The organism is Coleofasciculus sp. E1-EBD-02, assembly GCF_040218245.1.
In the GTDB taxonomy this organism is placed as follows: Bacteria; Cyanobacteriota; Cyanobacteriia; order Cyanobacteriales; family Coleofasciculaceae; genus Coleofasciculus.
This window is the reverse complement of sequence record NZ_JAVJQN010000040.1, coordinates 75,691-90,183: the sequence shown is the minus strand read 5'-3', so window position 1 is coordinate 90,183 and position 14,493 is coordinate 75,691. Positions and strand designations below refer to the sequence as shown.

The following is a 14,493-nucleotide window of genomic DNA, read 5'->3' as shown; positions in this document are numbered from 1 at the left end:
CCTTTGTCAGTCAACCCAGATGAGGGAGATAGGGGAGATGGGAAAGCAGTTAATGCAAGTGGTGCAAGATGTGAGTTTTTCCGGATAGGATGTCTTTCCTCTAGAAGAATGATGATAGGCTTTTCCAGATGCCATATTGAAACTTGACGGGAAACATTACCCGTTTGGAGGATGTACTTGGTAAGTTTGAATAGAGATAATTGAAATTTAGTTTATTCACCCCAACCAAGCCTTTGCTAATCTAAGCGGGAACTCTACGTGAAGTCAGGCGTCTGTGAAAAGTAAGGATGTTCTAGCACCCATTACCATCCATGAGCCAATCGATTTCTCTATCCTGGTCCCCGGTTGAGGTCACACCCAATAATGTGACGGTGCAACCTGAAAAACTCTCGAACTACGATTTAATTTTGCGCTGTCAGGACGGTATTACTCCTGACCGGGCTGCTTTTGCTGAACTTCTACGCCGATATCAGTCCCATGTGGAGAAGGTTTTATACCATCTGGCTCCAGATTGGCAGGACAGACCCGACTTGGCGCAAGAAGTTTGGATTAGAGTTTACCGGAATATTAAGCGCCTCAAGGAACCTGTCAAATTTAAGGGTTGGTTGAGTCGTATCACGACCAATCTTTTCTATGACGAGCTACGTAAGCGCAAGCGGGTAGCTCCGCCATTGTCCCTGGATGCACCGCGTCGGATGGATGATGGTGAGATGGATTGGGAAATTGCTGCTGATGGTCCAAGCCCGGAAGACAATATGGCAACGCGGGAATTTTACGCCCAGCTACGAGAAGCCATTAAAGACTTGCCAGAAGCATTCCGCACGACGATTGTCTTGCGAGAAATTGAAGGGATGGCTTATGAAGAGATTGCCGAAATTACAGGCGTATCCCTGGGAACCGTCAAGTCGCGTATCGCTAGAGCCCGCTCAAGACTGCAATCTCAACTGCAACCCTATCTAGATGTTTAATCGTCTCCGGATTAGAATGGGGAAATTGTTCCCCTAAACCAAAGTTCATTCTATGATGGGATATATAACATCTTGGAGCGAGTAATTCCAAACACTTGAGAGCAATGGAATGAAGGGTGTAGTCGTTCAGTCAAGTCTTGCGTTACCCTGGCTAAGGTCAACTTTCAACTATTATTTTATTTGCCAAGCTGCAAAAGCTGGCAGGTTAACGGTCAAAGTCAAACCTTATCAGCCAATACAGTTTAACAGTGGGGCTGGGCATCTCCTCACTATAAAACGCCAACAGCGTAATTGATCAGATTACGACCAAGGAAGCCCATACGCTCTCTCGAATAGAGTCAGTGTGGGATGATGTCAAAAACGATAACGATCCATAATTGAGCGCTAGTGAAGACTCGGTGGTGATCTAAAATGAACTCTAATTTTGATGCTCATAACTGTTCCGGGCAAAAAGCTGCCAGAGACATGGATAGTCTACAGCGCGATCGCTTTGAACTCATCAGTGCCTACATTGATGGTGAGGTGACAGCAGCCGAGCGCTATCAAGTGCAAGATTGGTTAGCCAATGATGCCAATAGCCAGCGCTTGTATGCTCGACTGATGAAGCTACGCCAAGGGCTGCATCAGCTCCCCGTACCTGCCACTCAGGTAACCACTCAAGAGACGGCAAATCAGGTGTTTAGCCGCATTGATCGCCGCCGCATACGGAACACCATGGTTTGGGGTGGCGCTGCGATCGCCGCGATGTTTGTCAGTGCCTTTGCTGGGATACTCCCTGGTAGTCAGTTTATGCCACGGTTGGCTCAAACTCCTGTAACCGAAGAGGCGGCGGAGCCTCTGATGATCGCCGTGAACCGTCCAGTTATCCAAATCCCCAAGGCTAAAAGTGCCTCGCCGGAAAATTTCGTTGATTCTGCCATCTTCAATCCCTAACTATCCTGTCGCTGGCAAGAAAACAGAAAAATATCTCTCTATTCAACGTAGTCGCGTGAGTCCCCACCTTCAGCGTCAGCAAGGTGGGGAGGGATAGGGGGAAATCGGAGGCACGGAGATTTCCAATATATTTAGTCTGGCAATTGTTTAATCCAGTCTTGGACAATTTCTGACATTGAGACACCCAGCCTATCAGATTCTTTCTTGATTTTTTCTTTCTCTTTGTCGGTCAGTCTGACAATTACCTTATTCGTTCTAGCCATTTTCCGGATTCAGTGTTATCCTGTGAGTGTATACATACAGGATAACTAAAAGTTCAGCCAATGCCAGTTCGACGTGTAACTTTTCGGCTATACCCCAATAAAAAGCAATCTTCAGCATTGCGGTATCACCGTAAGTTGCACAAGGACTTGTATAACGCTGCTGTTTGCAATCGATTTACTCAGTACCAAAGGTTTAACCATCGGGTTGACTATTTTGAACAGCAAAATTCTTTACCTGCTTTTAAAGAGGTTTGGATAGAGTACAAGGAATGTAACTGCATGACCTTGCAAGCCACATTAAAGCGCGTTGATTACGCTTTTAATCGGTGGTTTAAGGGGTTAGCCAAGCGACCTAAATATAAGTCGATTAAGCATTATTCTGGCTGGACATATCCGAGTAAAACGGGTTGGAAGGTACACACAACGGGTGATAATGGTTATCTAGAACTAGCTAAAATTGGTTCAATTCAGATGCGCGGGAAAGCCCGGATTTGGGGTACTCCAACAACTTGCACCCTTGTTTATCGTAATGGCAAATGGTACGCCAGCATAACTGTTAATCTAACCGAATTACAGGCAGCGACAAGGCAGACAGATTTTGGTTCAGTTGGCATTGATTTTGGGTGTAAGTCAGCATTAGCAATAACTGACGGGGAAAACCATTCTTTTATCGAAGCCCCTAAGTTTCTACGAAAAGCTGAAACTAAGATTAAACATCTGTCTAAAGGGAAGCGCCGTAAGGTAGCCCCCAACAGGAGGAAAAAACAGAAAGGCTCTAGTCGGTGGAAAAAGACCCAGGCAAAAATCAGTAAAGTAACCCGCAAGGTAGCTAATCAACGCCAAAACTGGGCACACCAAGTAGCAACAGACATTGTACGCTGTAATAGCTTCGTTGCTACGGAAAAGCTAGAAGTCTCTAAAATGACCCGCTCTTCCAAGAAAGGCAAGCGCAAAAAGCAAAAAGCTGGGCTAAACAAATCCATCTTGGACGTGGGAATGGGAATGCTGAGGTCAGCGATTGAATACAAAGTAAAAGACGTGGGCGGGGTTTTTATCGAGGTTCCTACTCGCAAAGTTAAACCATCCCAAACCTGCCCTAACTGTGGAAATCAGGAGAAAAAGACCTTAGACGAAAGAGTTCACCATTGTCATAAATGCGGATTCACAATGGATAGGGATTTAGCCGCAGCTTTGGTCATGCTTTTGTGGGCGTTAGGAATTCTACCGGGGTTTGGAACGAGCCTCGTAGACGCTGATGTCTCTAGCTCTACTTCAGAAACTCGTGAGAGAAAACGAACGGGAAGCATGAAGCAACTAGGACAAGCGAAGCGTCGGAAACACAGTCCTGCTGGTCTGGTTGTAGAAACCCAGACCTCAACGAAGTAGGTCTGGGTAGTTCATTGCCCCATTTCCTTTCAGATGGGGTATTCATCATTTAGGCTTGCTGAACAAAGCCAAAACCCTTAGCTATCAACACTTGGAGCCGTAGAGAAAGTTGTTCATCTTCAAGGAAATGTGAGACTATCTATCAACACCTCGGCTTCGCTCGGTGTTGAAAACTATGGCGATAGAATCACCGAAAATGTACCATTGCTCCCCCTGCTCCCTCTGCTCCCTCTGCTTCCCCTGCTCTCTAACCCCACCACAAGACTTATTCAGCAGACCCTAATTTATAGGACTCCACCAACCCGAAGAAATGAGTGTACCCCCTAAACGTTGCACTCGCTCAGGTTGCATCAGGTAAATCCAAGCCTCTCCTAACGATTGGTTCGCTAGATCATAAATCGTCACTTGTTGCCGATAATATTCATTGTCCTCTGGGATTCGCTGCGGATTGTAGTCTTCTAGCTTATCCAAGACGGTTAAAAGGGTTGGCTCAGTGAACGTCAGTAAAAATCCTCGCACCTGATTATTACCAGGGATCATCGCCGGATAGCCGATGGGCAAATTAAACAGTTGACCCAACGCGATCGCAGGTTGGGCGGCTATCACTTTTCCTTCACAGTAGCGTTGATAATTGACTTCCCCAGGTTTGAGAGTCCCGTAAACAAACACCCGGATGGACATGTTCCCCTCCTCATCCTTTGACCGTCCTGGACTAAGCTTTGAAAATAATTGATCAGATTTCATGGTAGAGTTTAGGGGTTGAAGTTATGAAAACCGTTCCCTGTTCCCTGTTCCCTTCTCTCACCTTTACCAAAACTAATCATTCACTTCAGAAATTCTATTCCCATAGCTAGACCCCAAGTCAACCCTAGGTCTATGCTAGTTATCAATTTTCAATATCCATCAATATTTCCACCGTGAGATTGCTGAAGGCTTCACATTTTGTTACAAATGTAAAGAGACAACTCGCGTGGATAACAGGACTACTATGCTCGGTGGCTTTGCCGGTTTTACCAACCCGTCTGGTACAGATTGGGGCGAACGGATGCTCAATACCGTCGCCAGCAATACGATTCGCCACCTCTTTACTCGCAGTGAGTCTGTCGAGGTTTCGGTGCGCTGCAATCCCTCCAGTAAACTGTTGCAGGGTAGCATTGACAGTTTTAAGATGCAGGGGCGAGGCTTGGTGATCCGTAGACAGTTTCGGACGGAGGAGATGTCCTTTGAAACAGATGCTGTGTCCTTGGACTTCAGTTCTGTCCTCAAGGGTCAGATTCACCTGAAGCAACCCACCCAAGCGATCGCCCAAGTCGTGTTGACAGAACCCGATATCAACCAGTCGTTTAAAGCTGAACTGGTGCGAAAGCGTTTAGAAAATATTTCCATTCCCGAATTGGAGGATATCACTGGGGGTAAACCAATTTCCTTCACCGACGTGCAACTCAAGCTGCTTCCCAATAACCGGATTCAGCTTTTTGCCAAAGTCAACCTTCCCGATCAGGAGTTAGTCCCGATTAGCATGACTTCAACTTTAGCTGTAGAACGGCGGCGGCGGATTCTGTTCAAAGACTCTAAATTTGAACCGGATACTATTCCAGAGGAATTGCGAGGCAAATCTGAAGCCTTGACCGATGCCCTAGATAAGATTTTGAATAATATGGTGGATCTGGATCGCTTCAATCTTGATGGCGTTACGATGCGAATCAACCGCCTAGAAACCCAAGGACAACAACTGATATTCAGTGGTTACGCCCAAATTGCTCGTATCCCCAATACTCCTTAGCCATTCAGGGGACACAGGGGTGTGGGGTGTAGGGTATAGGGTGTAGGGTGTAGGGTGTAGGGTGTAGGGTGCGGAGGAGACAAGGTGAACAAGGAAAAATTTGCCCTCTTTTCCTCTTCCCTCATCACTAATTGAGCAACTGCATGTCATTGAACGCCTTCTTTTCCTTGGGTGGGGTAGTTATGTTGCCCCTATTAGTGCTTTCTATCTTAGCGATCGCGCTAATTTTAGAACGGATAAATTTTTGGCGGCGAGTCACCCAGCGCCAGAACCGCCTGATGCGAGAGGTGCTGCACCTCTACCAACAAAATCCCCCAGAAGCCTTTCTCAAGCTAGAACAAAACAGTGATCTGCCGATCGCCCGAATTTTTCTAGCGGCGTTGGAACTCAAACGTCCCACTCCCGAACAATTTCGCCTCGCCCTCGAAAGTGCTGTGCAAGCGGAGTTACCGATTCTCAAGCGGTTCAACACAGCATTTGAGACCATCATTAGTGTCTCACCTCTACTGGGACTTTTAGGTACAATTTTAGGATTAATTGACGCCTTTGCCGCCCTACGGATTGGGGATATTGGCGGTCAAACCACGGTAGGTGTGACAGGCGGGATCAGTGAAGCCTTAATTTCCACCGTCGCCGGATTGAGTGTCGCGATCGCAACTCTGATCTTTGCTAACACTTTTCGCGGATTGTATCGGCGTCAACTTGCCTTGATTCAGGAGTATGGGGGAAAGCTGGAACTGATTTATCTCGGTTATTACGAGCGAATTAGATGAAATAGTTTTGAGTTTTGAATTTTGATCCTTCACGAGCTTCGAGGGAATCTGGTTTTGTGTAGGGGCGGGTTTAGGGAATGTCGTGCCAGATTTTGATAATAACGTTTGTGCAAAACCCGCCCTTCCCCCATGTTTCGGTCAGGACTAATTTCTCAATTTTTCAATAAAATACCAGGTTTTGACTAAATTTCCTTGCATCAGGGCAGCAATACCAGAAAGGGCTTGAACTTCTGGCAGATTTGGGCTGAGATTTAAGGCAGGCTTAAGCGCATTTTGAGCATCTTTACCCCGCCATTCATATAAATAAACGAAGGCAAGATAAGCATGAGCATAAGGATTTTGGGGATCAAGCTGGACGACTCGCTTTAATGCTGCGATCGCACTCTGAGAGTCTACTTGTAAAACCCTAGACAAAGCTTGAGCATAAGTCCAGTCTAACCGCTTTGGTTCCAATTTTAACCGATGAGTCAACGCCAAATCTGCCTGCACCAGATAATCTTGAATTGGGTCATACTGATTAATTCGTCCCGTTTGTTCAAAGATAGACTCCAGGGAATCAGAACCATTGGGCAAAGTCGCCGCTAATGTCCGCAATTGGGTGATTAAGTCTAATTCCGGTGCAGGTGTTGCAGATGCTTTTGGATCAATCTTTATCCTCACGGGGGGTACTGATATCGGATAGGTTTCCCCTGTCTCTCGATTCAAATAAATGGCTTTTAACGTATACATTCCGGCTGGAATCTCTGCTGGAGGTAACATCGCCATCCGTTCACTAACCTGGTATTTAGGCGATTGATTGGTGACGGTTGATAGCCGACGGTTGTTTGTTGACTTCGGAAACAATTTTCCCATGGCAATACCATGATCATGTAACCATTGATATTGATCTCCTGCTTCCAGCGAATGCCAGGTTAATAACACAATTCCCGATTGTAACGGTTGCCAATCCCCTGTCCATTCATACGTAACAGGTACAGGGAAACCAGGGGGCGCTGTCTCTGGGACAATCACCTGATTTAATTGAATTTTATCTAACCCTTCGACTACACTTAAGGGCAGGCTGTTGAATAAGGGCTTATTTGGTTGTTCTTTTATTGGCGAAGAGGGCGGGTTTTGTTGAACATTTATTGGTGGGTAGGGTGGGTTTCGTTGTTCATTTATTGGTGAGTATCTGAATTGAGTTCCTAAACCCACCCCTACAATTGGGTCTAAACCCACCCCTACAATTGGGTTTAAATCCGCCCCTACAATTGACTGTTTACTGTTGACTGTTGCGACCTCGAAAAATGGCTGATGTCGGTGATAAAGCTTGAGCAGACTACCATCAGGTAAATTCCAAGTCTTCTGGAGTTGAAACTCTCCCCCTTTTTCAACCTTTTCCACAATAGCCGCTTGCGCTTCAGGGACAGATCCTTGATCACCCGTTTTCGTCACAAACCAAGAGAGCGATCGCGCATCCTGTTCAATCTGCTTTTCTCGTACCCCTACCTGACGCCCATACACCTGAAAATCTCGCAACGCCCCATAATAATTTAAATTATGCTGATTAATTTCCGGCGTTGACGGTAATACGCCTAACGTTGTCTGTAAATTCGGAGAGGTTTGGATAATTTCATCAATTACCTGAACCAGCGGAACAGATTCTCCCAAATCAGGGAAATGTTGAACACGCGGCGCAAGAACCTGAGTTAAAAAAGCACCGCCCAAAGGAAACAAATTCAGCACCATTAACACAGAAGCTAAACCCACCGTTCCCCAGCGAATCGACTTACCCCAACGACCTTGCCAGACAACCAAACCCGATGCTAAAAACAACGAAAATACAGGTAACAATGGCAAAATATAACGGGCATCCTTATTCACATTTAGAGAACAAAGTAAATATCCCCCAACCAAAAACACAGCCAGCCAACCGCAAGAAAAATCCCACCGTAATCCATCTAATCCATATCGTTTCTGAAACCCTCTGCGCCCCTCTGCGTTAACCTCTGCGCCCCTCTGCGTTGAAAAAATATCGTTCCTTTGCCTACCCCAAACTCTCTCTTTTTTCCGCCAATAAAGAATCAAACCCACAATCGGCACAAGCAACAAAACCCACGACACCAAATAAGGTAAAATCTTCCCATAATAAAGCCAAGCCTCTAGAGTATTCAACGCCGGATCACCTTCTGCGATCGCGGAATCTAAAGTTGCTCGTTTCCCAGAGGTTAAAATGAGTAGCCAGTTAATGCGATACCAGGGACCAAATATCAACACAGACACCAACAATCCCGCGATTAACTGAGCCAAACCTGCCCAATCTCGCCGTCGAATTATCCCCGCGATAACCCAGACAATCGGGATAAATAGAAAAAATAGCGCTGTTTGCTTGACCATTAGCGCTAATCCCAGGGATAAGCCAAAGATGATTGCCCAGAGTAGAGATTGAAGCGATCGGCTGCCTATCAATTTTGTAGGTTGGGCTGAGATACGAAACCCAACGCCATCGTTATTGTGAACAGTATCATGTCCGCCTAAACAGTCATCATTTACTTTTACCTTGTCTCCATCCAATTTAACTGATGATATTAAACGTTGGTTTCGCCAAACCGTGAGACAGAAGAAACTAAGTGTAACAACAGCCGTTAGGGGATAATCCAGCAGGAATTCTAAACGATAGCGATAGAGTCCCGGTAAAAGCACCGTTAATCCAGCCGCCCATAATCCAACCCGACGATTGAAAAGTTGGACACCTAAACCATAAACCGAACCGATAAGAATAGCATGAAAGAGTAATAGAACCAGTGTGGCTTGATCCGTTCCCCGACCAAAAACATGTTGAATAATAGCTGTAGCGATATACGTAAACGGCGGTATTTTAGACGAAAGTTGCCATAAATTCGTCCACCATTCGCCAGATAACCACTCCGGATGTTGCAACGCTTGCCAATAGTTTAACGAACCCGTTAAATAATCCGCTTGATCCCAAGCCGGGACAGAATTGTCAAGCGCAAACCACAGGCGATCGCACAACGCGCTGGCTAGCCAAATCAGCCCCAGAATACCTAGATATTTGCGGTTTCCAGTTTTCCACCACTGTAATCGGTTGTTCATGGTTCATCGCTCATTGTCTACTTTCTTTGTCCCATAACCAGTAACTACTCACTATAGCGGAATGTCTTAAGCTAACTTAGAAAGAAAGCTGCCATCTTAACCGAGGTGTGAGGATGCTACAACGCCAAGATGTCGTGCATCAGCGCTATCAACTATTTTTCCCTGAATAAGCAATCAGGAGGCGGCTTACCGTGGTTTGGTTTCGTCCAAGATTACATTCCTGGTGCTTCCTTGCAACAATGGCTAGACCAAGGAAAGCGCTTTACGGAAGTTCAAGTGCGTCAGATTGCGACAGAGGTTCTGGAAAACACGACTGATTTGATTTCAGGAAACGAACTATGAAACGGGATGAGGTACTAGCCATTCTCGCAGCACATCGAGAACAATTACAGGACATGGGAGTAAAATCACTGAATTTGTTTGGCTCAGTCGCACGAGACGAGGCTGATGCAAATAGTGATATAGACTTTTTAGTAGAGTTTAATCGACCAGGGGGATTGTTTCAACTCTTGCAAGTGCAGTATTATTTAGAAGATATTTTAGGGTGTGCTGTGGATTTGGGAACTCAGGAAGCGTTGAAGGAACATTTGCGAGAACCTGTACTTAAGGATTCAATTCGTGCCTTCTAGAGATTGGCGGTTACGCCTTCACGATATTCTACAATCCATAACTGGAATTGAGCAACGTACAGCCAACATAACCTTTAAAGACTTTCAAAATAATGAAACCACTATTAAAGCAGTTCTCTATGATTTTGTTGTGATTGGAGAAGCCACTCGAACTGTCCCTGATGAAATCCAGAATCGCTATCCTGATATTCCTTGGCGTCTGATGGCAGGAATGCGAAATGTTGTCACTCACGAATATTTTCAAATTGATCTAGCCAGAGTTTGGGAAACCCTTCAAGATGATCTACCTCGATTAGTATCCCAACTCCAAGAGGTGCTAGAGTGTGAAGCAAGGGAAGAATAGTTAATGAGATTAGCACTCCTCCCTGGGGGCTTGTAGGGGCGACCCGCTTTTCTTTCATGAACAACTGGAATCCACTCAATTTGCTCGGGTCGCCCTATATCGGCGTGACACAGTTAAACAGGTGGAATAATTTTTACGTTTTTTTTAGGTGCAAGGCTAATCCATTTTATTAAAGGTTAAATCTAGGATTTAAGTAATTTTATCATCTTCACATGAGCAATACCCGCTTCTTCAAATAGTTCTCCCTCTGGTAAAAAGCCGAGTTTTAGATAAAGCGATTTCACATAATCTTGAGCGTGAATAACCACTGTATTGATTTGCTTGTTGGCTGCAATGTTGAGGGCTTCTTCCATCAATCGCTTACCAATTTCTTGTCCTCGGAAATCCGACAAAACAGCGAGGCGTTCAATTTTAGCCGTTTGATGATCCAGATATCTTACCCTGACTGTTCCTACAGGCTGATTCTCCACATACGCCAGAATATGATCGGCGGTTTCATCCTTGCCATCCAAATCCAAACTTGGATCAACACCTTGTTCAATGTGAAAAACCGAGCGTCTCACCCCTTGAATAGCGGCTGAATATTCTTTATAATTAACAGTCTTGAACGTGATATGGCTCATCGCGATCGCTCCATCGTTCGTAGTCAGGGATGCAAGCCTATTCACGGTAACAATTTGAGTAAAGGGCGACCCGAACAAATTGAGTGGACACCATTGTTACACCATTGTTAATTAATGCAAGCGGGTCGCCCCTACAGCAGAATAACTGCACCAGCAAATAGCTTGATCAACTGTGCAATTTACCTATTATGGCAAGGGCAAGGAAATGCGTTGATCACTTACCCTAATTCTGCAAAAATTGAATAAGTTGTTCCAATTTAGACCAAGCCGCCCCACTTTTGAGAATATCCTTTGCCTGTTCAATCCCAGCTTGGTGATCCTCCAACGCCACCACTCCAGCCACTTGCAAGGCTAACGAAGTATTTAACGCCACCACATCCTGTTGGGCGGCGGTTCCTTTCCCCTGTAAAACATTCGTTAAAATGTCCACATTGTCCGCCACATCGCCGCCACGCAACGCCCCTGTGGGTGCTGACGTTAAACCAAACTGTTGCGGATTCAGCGTAGACAGTCGCACCCCACTATCAGATAAAAGTGCCAAGTCGGTTTCGTCAGCCAATCCCGCTTCATCTAGATTTTCTCGTCCATGTAGGACAATTCCCTGATGAATTCCCATTTGTTTTAACGCATGGGCAACTGTTGATACGACGTTGGCGTCAAATACGCCAATCACTTGACCTGTGGGGCGCAATGGATTGACTAGAGGTCCTAACAGATTAAATACTGTCCGCACCTTCAGGGTTTGTCGCAATGGGGCTACCGCTTTCATCGCCGGATGCCATCCCCGGGCAAATAGAAATGTCACGCCCACCTCATCCAAGGCGGACTGGACTTGTTCTGGTGGGGCAGATAAATTGACGCCCAACGCCTCTAAAACATCGGCTGAACCCACTTTCGAGGAGGCGGAACGGTTCCCATGTTTGGCAACCCGTACACCCGCTGCCGCCGCGACAAACGCTACAGCCGTCGATATATTAAAGGTGGATGCACCATCGCCGCCTGTGCCACAGGTATCAATAACTGGCGTTTTATGGTCAATGGCGTCCTGCTGTAAGGATTGATCCTGCAACACTTGAGCCATTCCTGCCAATTCCGATGGAGAGACGCCTTTTGCCTGAATCGCAGCCAGAATCGCCCCCGATAAAACTGGTGGAATGTCCTCGTTGAGCCATCCCTGCATCAGTTGTGAGGCTTGGTCACGGGATAATGATTGTCTGTCGAGGATCTGTTGCAGCAGGTTAGACCAGTTGGTGGGAGTTTGGATCATGTTTATCTGGAAAAATAGGAGCTTGGTGAATGGCGGCTATGAAAAACTGTAATATCGTACCGGATATTATGGAGGGCGATTACTGAACTAAATAATCTAAACAAATATAAAGAAAGTTTTATTAGAGTACAAGCGTTAACATCCTCCCCCTGCCCCTCTGCTCCCCTGCTCGCCTGCTCCCCTGCACCTGTACAGGGTCAATCGAAAACGTTTCCATCTCCTGAATGTTATCATAGGCATTCAAAAACCTGACGGCACGTTAACTGAGTTGAGCGTTAACTCAAAACCCTTGCTTCATTCCCACCCCACCCGACCCAATCCAGCTAGAACCTCTGTTGTGGACACTCCACCCAGACCTGTTGAGGCACAGCTAAATGAATGTGAAGACCGCTTCCGCGCTAGCTTTGAGCAAGCGACAGTTGGCATCAAACATGTATCGACGGATGGCAAAGTCATCCAGGTCAACCCCAAATTTTGTCAGATCGTTGGTTATACCCGTGAGCAAGTTCTCACCCGCACCTGGCAAGACCTAACCCACCCTGATGACTGGGCAAGCGATCGCGCGATACTGGAGTTACTCTTAGCGGGGACTCTCGACTGTCACTGCCAACAAAAACGCTACCGACACCGAGATGGCAGCATTGTCTGGGTGCAAATTACCCTATCCTTAGTGCGAACGCCTCAAGGAGATCCGAAATACTTTTTGCTCGTCGTTCAAGATGTGAGCGCCCGTCAAACGCCTGAATTGGCATTGCAGCCAGAAGAACCCTGGCGCGAAAAAGCTCGCCGCGAAGCCTTGCTTAATCGCCTCTCGACGCAAATCCGCAACAGCTTAGACGTAGATACGATTCTGGAAACAACGGTACTGGAAATCCGCCAGCTATTGCGAATCGATCGCTGTCAGTTTATCCGATATCATACTGAGCAGACGCCGGCTTATTGGAAAGTTGTCACAGAAGATCGAGAGTCTCAGCTTCCCGATTTGACAGACTGCTATTGGGCGGACACCAATGCCGTTCTCACCCAGCAGATATTGCATCTGGACATTGTGCGGATTGATACCGTTGAAACGGTGAGCGATCCATTATTGCAGGAATTTATGCGATCGCTCGACTATCAGTCTCTCTTGCTTCTCCCCCTAGAAACCCCGTCCGGAATCACCGGGATTATCAGTTGCAGCCACTCTCAGGAGACTCGCCCTTGGACAGATAGCGAAGTTGAACTCCTGCAAGCAGTGATTAGTCAACTGCTCATGGCGCTCCAACAAGCTGAACTTTACGCCGCTAGCTGTCGAGCCACAGAACACGCCCGCAAACAAGCCGCCCAATTATCAAAAACACTCCACGACTTGCAGCGCACCCAATCCCAGTTGATCCAAAGCGAAAAAATGTCCAGTTTGGGTCAGCTTGTGGCAGGTATTGCTCACGAAATCAATAATCCTGTCAATTTTATTTATGGCAATCTCATTTATGCCCAAGAATATTACCAAGACCTCATAGCGCTGGTGCAACTTTACCGCACTGCTTATCCTAATCCTCCAGCCGTTATTAAAGAGCGGATGGATAGCATCGATTTGGACTTTATTTTAACCGACTTTGCCAAACTTCAATATTCGATGAAAGTTGGCGCTGAACGGATTCGGGAAATTGTGCAATCGTTGCGGACGTTTTCTCGTTTAGATGAGTCAGGGCGCAAGACAATAGACATTCATTCGGGTATTGAAAGTGCTTTGATGATTTTGCAATATCGACTCAAGGAGAAACCCGGGGCAGCAGGAATCTGTGTGATTAAAGAGTATGAAAAATTACCCCCAGTCGATTGTTGGCCCGGACAGTTAAATCAAGTTTTCATGAATATTTTGACGAATGCGATTGACGCGATCGAGGACAAGGAAAATTGCGATTCGTCTCAAACGGAGGCGGAGTTTTCCCAGGATACTGTCTTATTTTCACCAACGATTACGATTCGTACAGGTCTTAGTCAAACGGACTCCGCACACCCCTCAATAACGGATGGTTTAACCGAGGAACACTCCAGCGGAGAAATGGATAATTCTGAACCGGACAATCCTTATGTTTTTATCCGCATTGCGGATAATGGAATCGGGATGAGTCCGCAGACCCAAAAACGGCTATTTGACCCCTTTTTTACTACAAAACCTGTAGGCTTAGGGACGGGATTAGGGTTGGCGGTTAGTTACCAAATTATTGTTGAAAAACATGGCGGTAAGCTGTGGTGTAATTCAACTCCTGAACAAGGGGCTGAGTTTGTGGTTGAGATTCCTATACGACAACCGCCGCACAAGCGCTGATGGGGGAAAATTGATCCGGTTCCCTCCTTCTGAATCTATGCATTACTCACATTTTTCTTAACAATTCAGAAGGCTGGACATGGCTGATGGGAGAGGGGTTGGGGGTGAGGGCTGATTACTC

General features: G+C 46.2%; 14 protein-coding genes. 9 read left to right on the top strand and 5 right to left on the bottom strand.

All coding sequences use genetic code 11. The annotated features are described in order from the left end of the window. The first annotated feature begins 311 nt into the window (after positions 1–311). Both RIC07_RS07485 and RIC07_RS07480 read left to right on the top strand, forming a co-directional pair. Positions 312–968, top strand: coding sequence for a sigma-70 family RNA polymerase sigma factor (locus RIC07_RS07485; protein WP_044204213.1), 657 nt, complete (start codon positions 312–314; stop codon positions 966–968). A gap of 411 nt (positions 969–1,379) precedes the next feature. Continuing rightward, entirely contained in the window at positions 1,380–1,901 is a 522-nt protein-coding gene (locus tag RIC07_RS07480; protein WP_446380381.1) for an anti-sigma factor family protein, read from the top strand. Between the two features lie 131 nt (positions 1,902–2,032). On the opposite strand, the gene RIC07_RS07475 is transcribed toward RIC07_RS07480, so the two are convergent. Further along, complete coding sequence (locus tag RIC07_RS07475; RefSeq protein WP_446337852.1) at positions 2,033–2,164, bottom strand: ribbon-helix-helix protein, CopG family; 132 nt, start codon at positions 2,162–2,164, stop codon at positions 2,033–2,035. 60 nt (positions 2,165–2,224) lie between these two features. On the opposite strand from RIC07_RS07475, the gene RIC07_RS07470 reads away from it, so the two are divergent. Continuing rightward, a complete protein-coding gene (locus RIC07_RS07470; protein WP_446393973.1) occupies positions 2,225–3,550 on the top strand; it encodes an RNA-guided endonuclease InsQ/TnpB family protein in 1,326 nt (441 codons plus the stop codon). Between the two features lie 279 nt (positions 3,551–3,829). Here the strand turns inward: RIC07_RS07470 and RIC07_RS07465 are convergent, their stop codons facing one another. Further along, positions 3,830–4,231, bottom strand: a complete 402-nt coding sequence (locus RIC07_RS07465; RefSeq protein WP_446393972.1) for a gamma-glutamylcyclotransferase family protein — start codon at positions 4,229–4,231, stop codon at positions 3,830–3,832. 307 nt (positions 4,232–4,538) lie between these two features. On the opposite strand from RIC07_RS07465, the gene RIC07_RS07460 reads away from it, so the two are divergent. Then, the gene (locus RIC07_RS07460) at positions 4,539–5,333 is read left to right on the top strand and encodes an LmeA family phospholipid-binding protein (protein ID WP_446394050.1); all 795 of its coding nucleotides are present in this window, start codon (positions 4,539–4,541) and stop codon (positions 5,331–5,333) included. Positions 5,334–5,476: 143 nt separating this feature from the next. Next, positions 5,477–6,106 carry a MotA/TolQ/ExbB proton channel family protein gene (locus tag RIC07_RS07455; RefSeq protein WP_446393971.1) on the top strand — a complete coding sequence of 210 codons (630 nt, stop codon included), beginning with the start codon at positions 5,477–5,479 and terminating at the stop codon, positions 6,104–6,106. Positions 6,107–6,250: 144 nt separating this feature from the next. Here the strand turns inward: RIC07_RS07455 and RIC07_RS07450 are convergent, their stop codons facing one another. Next, complete coding sequence (locus tag RIC07_RS07450) at positions 6,251–9,199, bottom strand: tetratricopeptide repeat protein (RefSeq protein WP_446393970.1); 2,949 nt, start codon at positions 9,197–9,199, stop codon at positions 6,251–6,253. A gap of 129 nt (positions 9,200–9,328) precedes the next feature. On the opposite strand from RIC07_RS07450, the gene RIC07_RS07445 reads away from it, so the two are divergent. The 3 genes from RIC07_RS07445 to RIC07_RS07435 are packed head-to-tail and all read left to right on the top strand — an operon-like array spanning position 9,329 to position 10,171. Beyond that, positions 9,329–9,541, top strand: a complete 213-nt coding sequence (locus tag RIC07_RS07445; RefSeq protein ID WP_446393969.1) for a hypothetical protein — start codon at positions 9,329–9,331, stop codon at positions 9,539–9,541. Beyond that, positions 9,538–9,828, top strand: coding sequence for a nucleotidyltransferase family protein (locus tag RIC07_RS07440; protein WP_446393968.1), 291 nt, complete (start codon positions 9,538–9,540; stop codon positions 9,826–9,828). The genes RIC07_RS07445 and RIC07_RS07440 overlap by 4 nt, the downstream gene beginning before the upstream one ends. Continuing rightward, the gene (locus tag RIC07_RS07435) at positions 9,818–10,171 is read left to right on the top strand and encodes a HepT-like ribonuclease domain-containing protein (RefSeq protein ID WP_446393967.1); all 354 of its coding nucleotides are present in this window, start codon (positions 9,818–9,820) and stop codon (positions 10,169–10,171) included. Before RIC07_RS07440 ends, RIC07_RS07435 begins: the two co-directional genes overlap by 11 nt. A gap of 182 nt (positions 10,172–10,353) precedes the next feature. Here the strand turns inward: RIC07_RS07435 and RIC07_RS07430 are convergent, their stop codons facing one another. Then, on the bottom strand, positions 10,354–10,794 hold the full coding sequence (locus RIC07_RS07430; RefSeq protein WP_446394049.1) for a GNAT family N-acetyltransferase: 441 nt from the start codon (positions 10,792–10,794) through the stop codon (positions 10,354–10,356). A 223-nt stretch (positions 10,795–11,017) separates the two neighbouring features. Next, on the bottom strand, positions 11,018–12,061 hold the full coding sequence (trpD, locus tag RIC07_RS07425; protein ID WP_446393966.1) for an anthranilate phosphoribosyltransferase: 1,044 nt from the start codon (positions 12,059–12,061) through the stop codon (positions 11,018–11,020). A gap of 268 nt (positions 12,062–12,329) precedes the next feature. Between trpD and RIC07_RS07420 the strand changes: the two genes are divergently transcribed. Then, positions 12,330–14,372, top strand: coding sequence for a PAS domain S-box protein (locus tag RIC07_RS07420; protein WP_446393965.1), 2,043 nt, complete (start codon positions 12,330–12,332; stop codon positions 14,370–14,372). Positions 14,373–14,493: the final 121 nt, after the last annotated feature.

What these genes read in the sequence shown, in the direction of transcription:
- RIC07_RS07480 (WP_446380381.1), top strand. Translation starts at nt 1,380, where the DNA reads ATGAACTCTAATTTTGATGCTCATAACTGTTCCGGGCAAAAAGCTGCC.
- RIC07_RS07440 (WP_446393968.1), top strand. Translation starts at nt 9,538, where the DNA reads ATGAAACGGGATGAGGTACTAGCCATTCTCGCAGCACATCGAGAACAA.
- RIC07_RS07465 (WP_446393972.1), bottom strand. Translation starts at nt 4,231, where the DNA reads ATGTCCATCCGGGTGTTTGTTTACGGGACTCTCAAACCTGGGGAAGTC.
- RIC07_RS07450 (WP_446393970.1), bottom strand. Translation starts at nt 9,199, where the DNA reads ATGAACAACCGATTACAGTGGTGGAAAACTGGAAACCGCAAATATCTA.
- RIC07_RS07460 (WP_446394050.1), top strand. Translation starts at nt 4,539, where the DNA reads ATGCTCGGTGGCTTTGCCGGTTTTACCAACCCGTCTGGTACAGATTGG.
- RIC07_RS07475 (WP_446337852.1), bottom strand. Translation starts at nt 2,164, where the DNA reads ATGGCTAGAACGAATAAGGTAATTGTCAGACTGACCGACAAAGAGAAA.
- RIC07_RS07455 (WP_446393971.1), top strand. Translation starts at nt 5,477, where the DNA reads ATGTCATTGAACGCCTTCTTTTCCTTGGGTGGGGTAGTTATGTTGCCC.
- trpD (WP_446393966.1), bottom strand. Translation starts at nt 12,061, where the DNA reads ATGATCCAAACTCCCACCAACTGGTCTAACCTGCTGCAACAGATCCTC.
- RIC07_RS07485 (WP_044204213.1), top strand. Translation starts at nt 312, where the DNA reads ATGAGCCAATCGATTTCTCTATCCTGGTCCCCGGTTGAGGTCACACCC.
- RIC07_RS07445 (WP_446393969.1), top strand. Translation starts at nt 9,329, where the DNA reads ATGTCGTGCATCAGCGCTATCAACTATTTTTCCCTGAATAAGCAATCA.
- RIC07_RS07470 (WP_446393973.1), top strand. Translation starts at nt 2,225, where the DNA reads ATGCCAGTTCGACGTGTAACTTTTCGGCTATACCCCAATAAAAAGCAA.
- RIC07_RS07430 (WP_446394049.1), bottom strand. Translation starts at nt 10,794, where the DNA reads ATGAGCCATATCACGTTCAAGACTGTTAATTATAAAGAATATTCAGCC.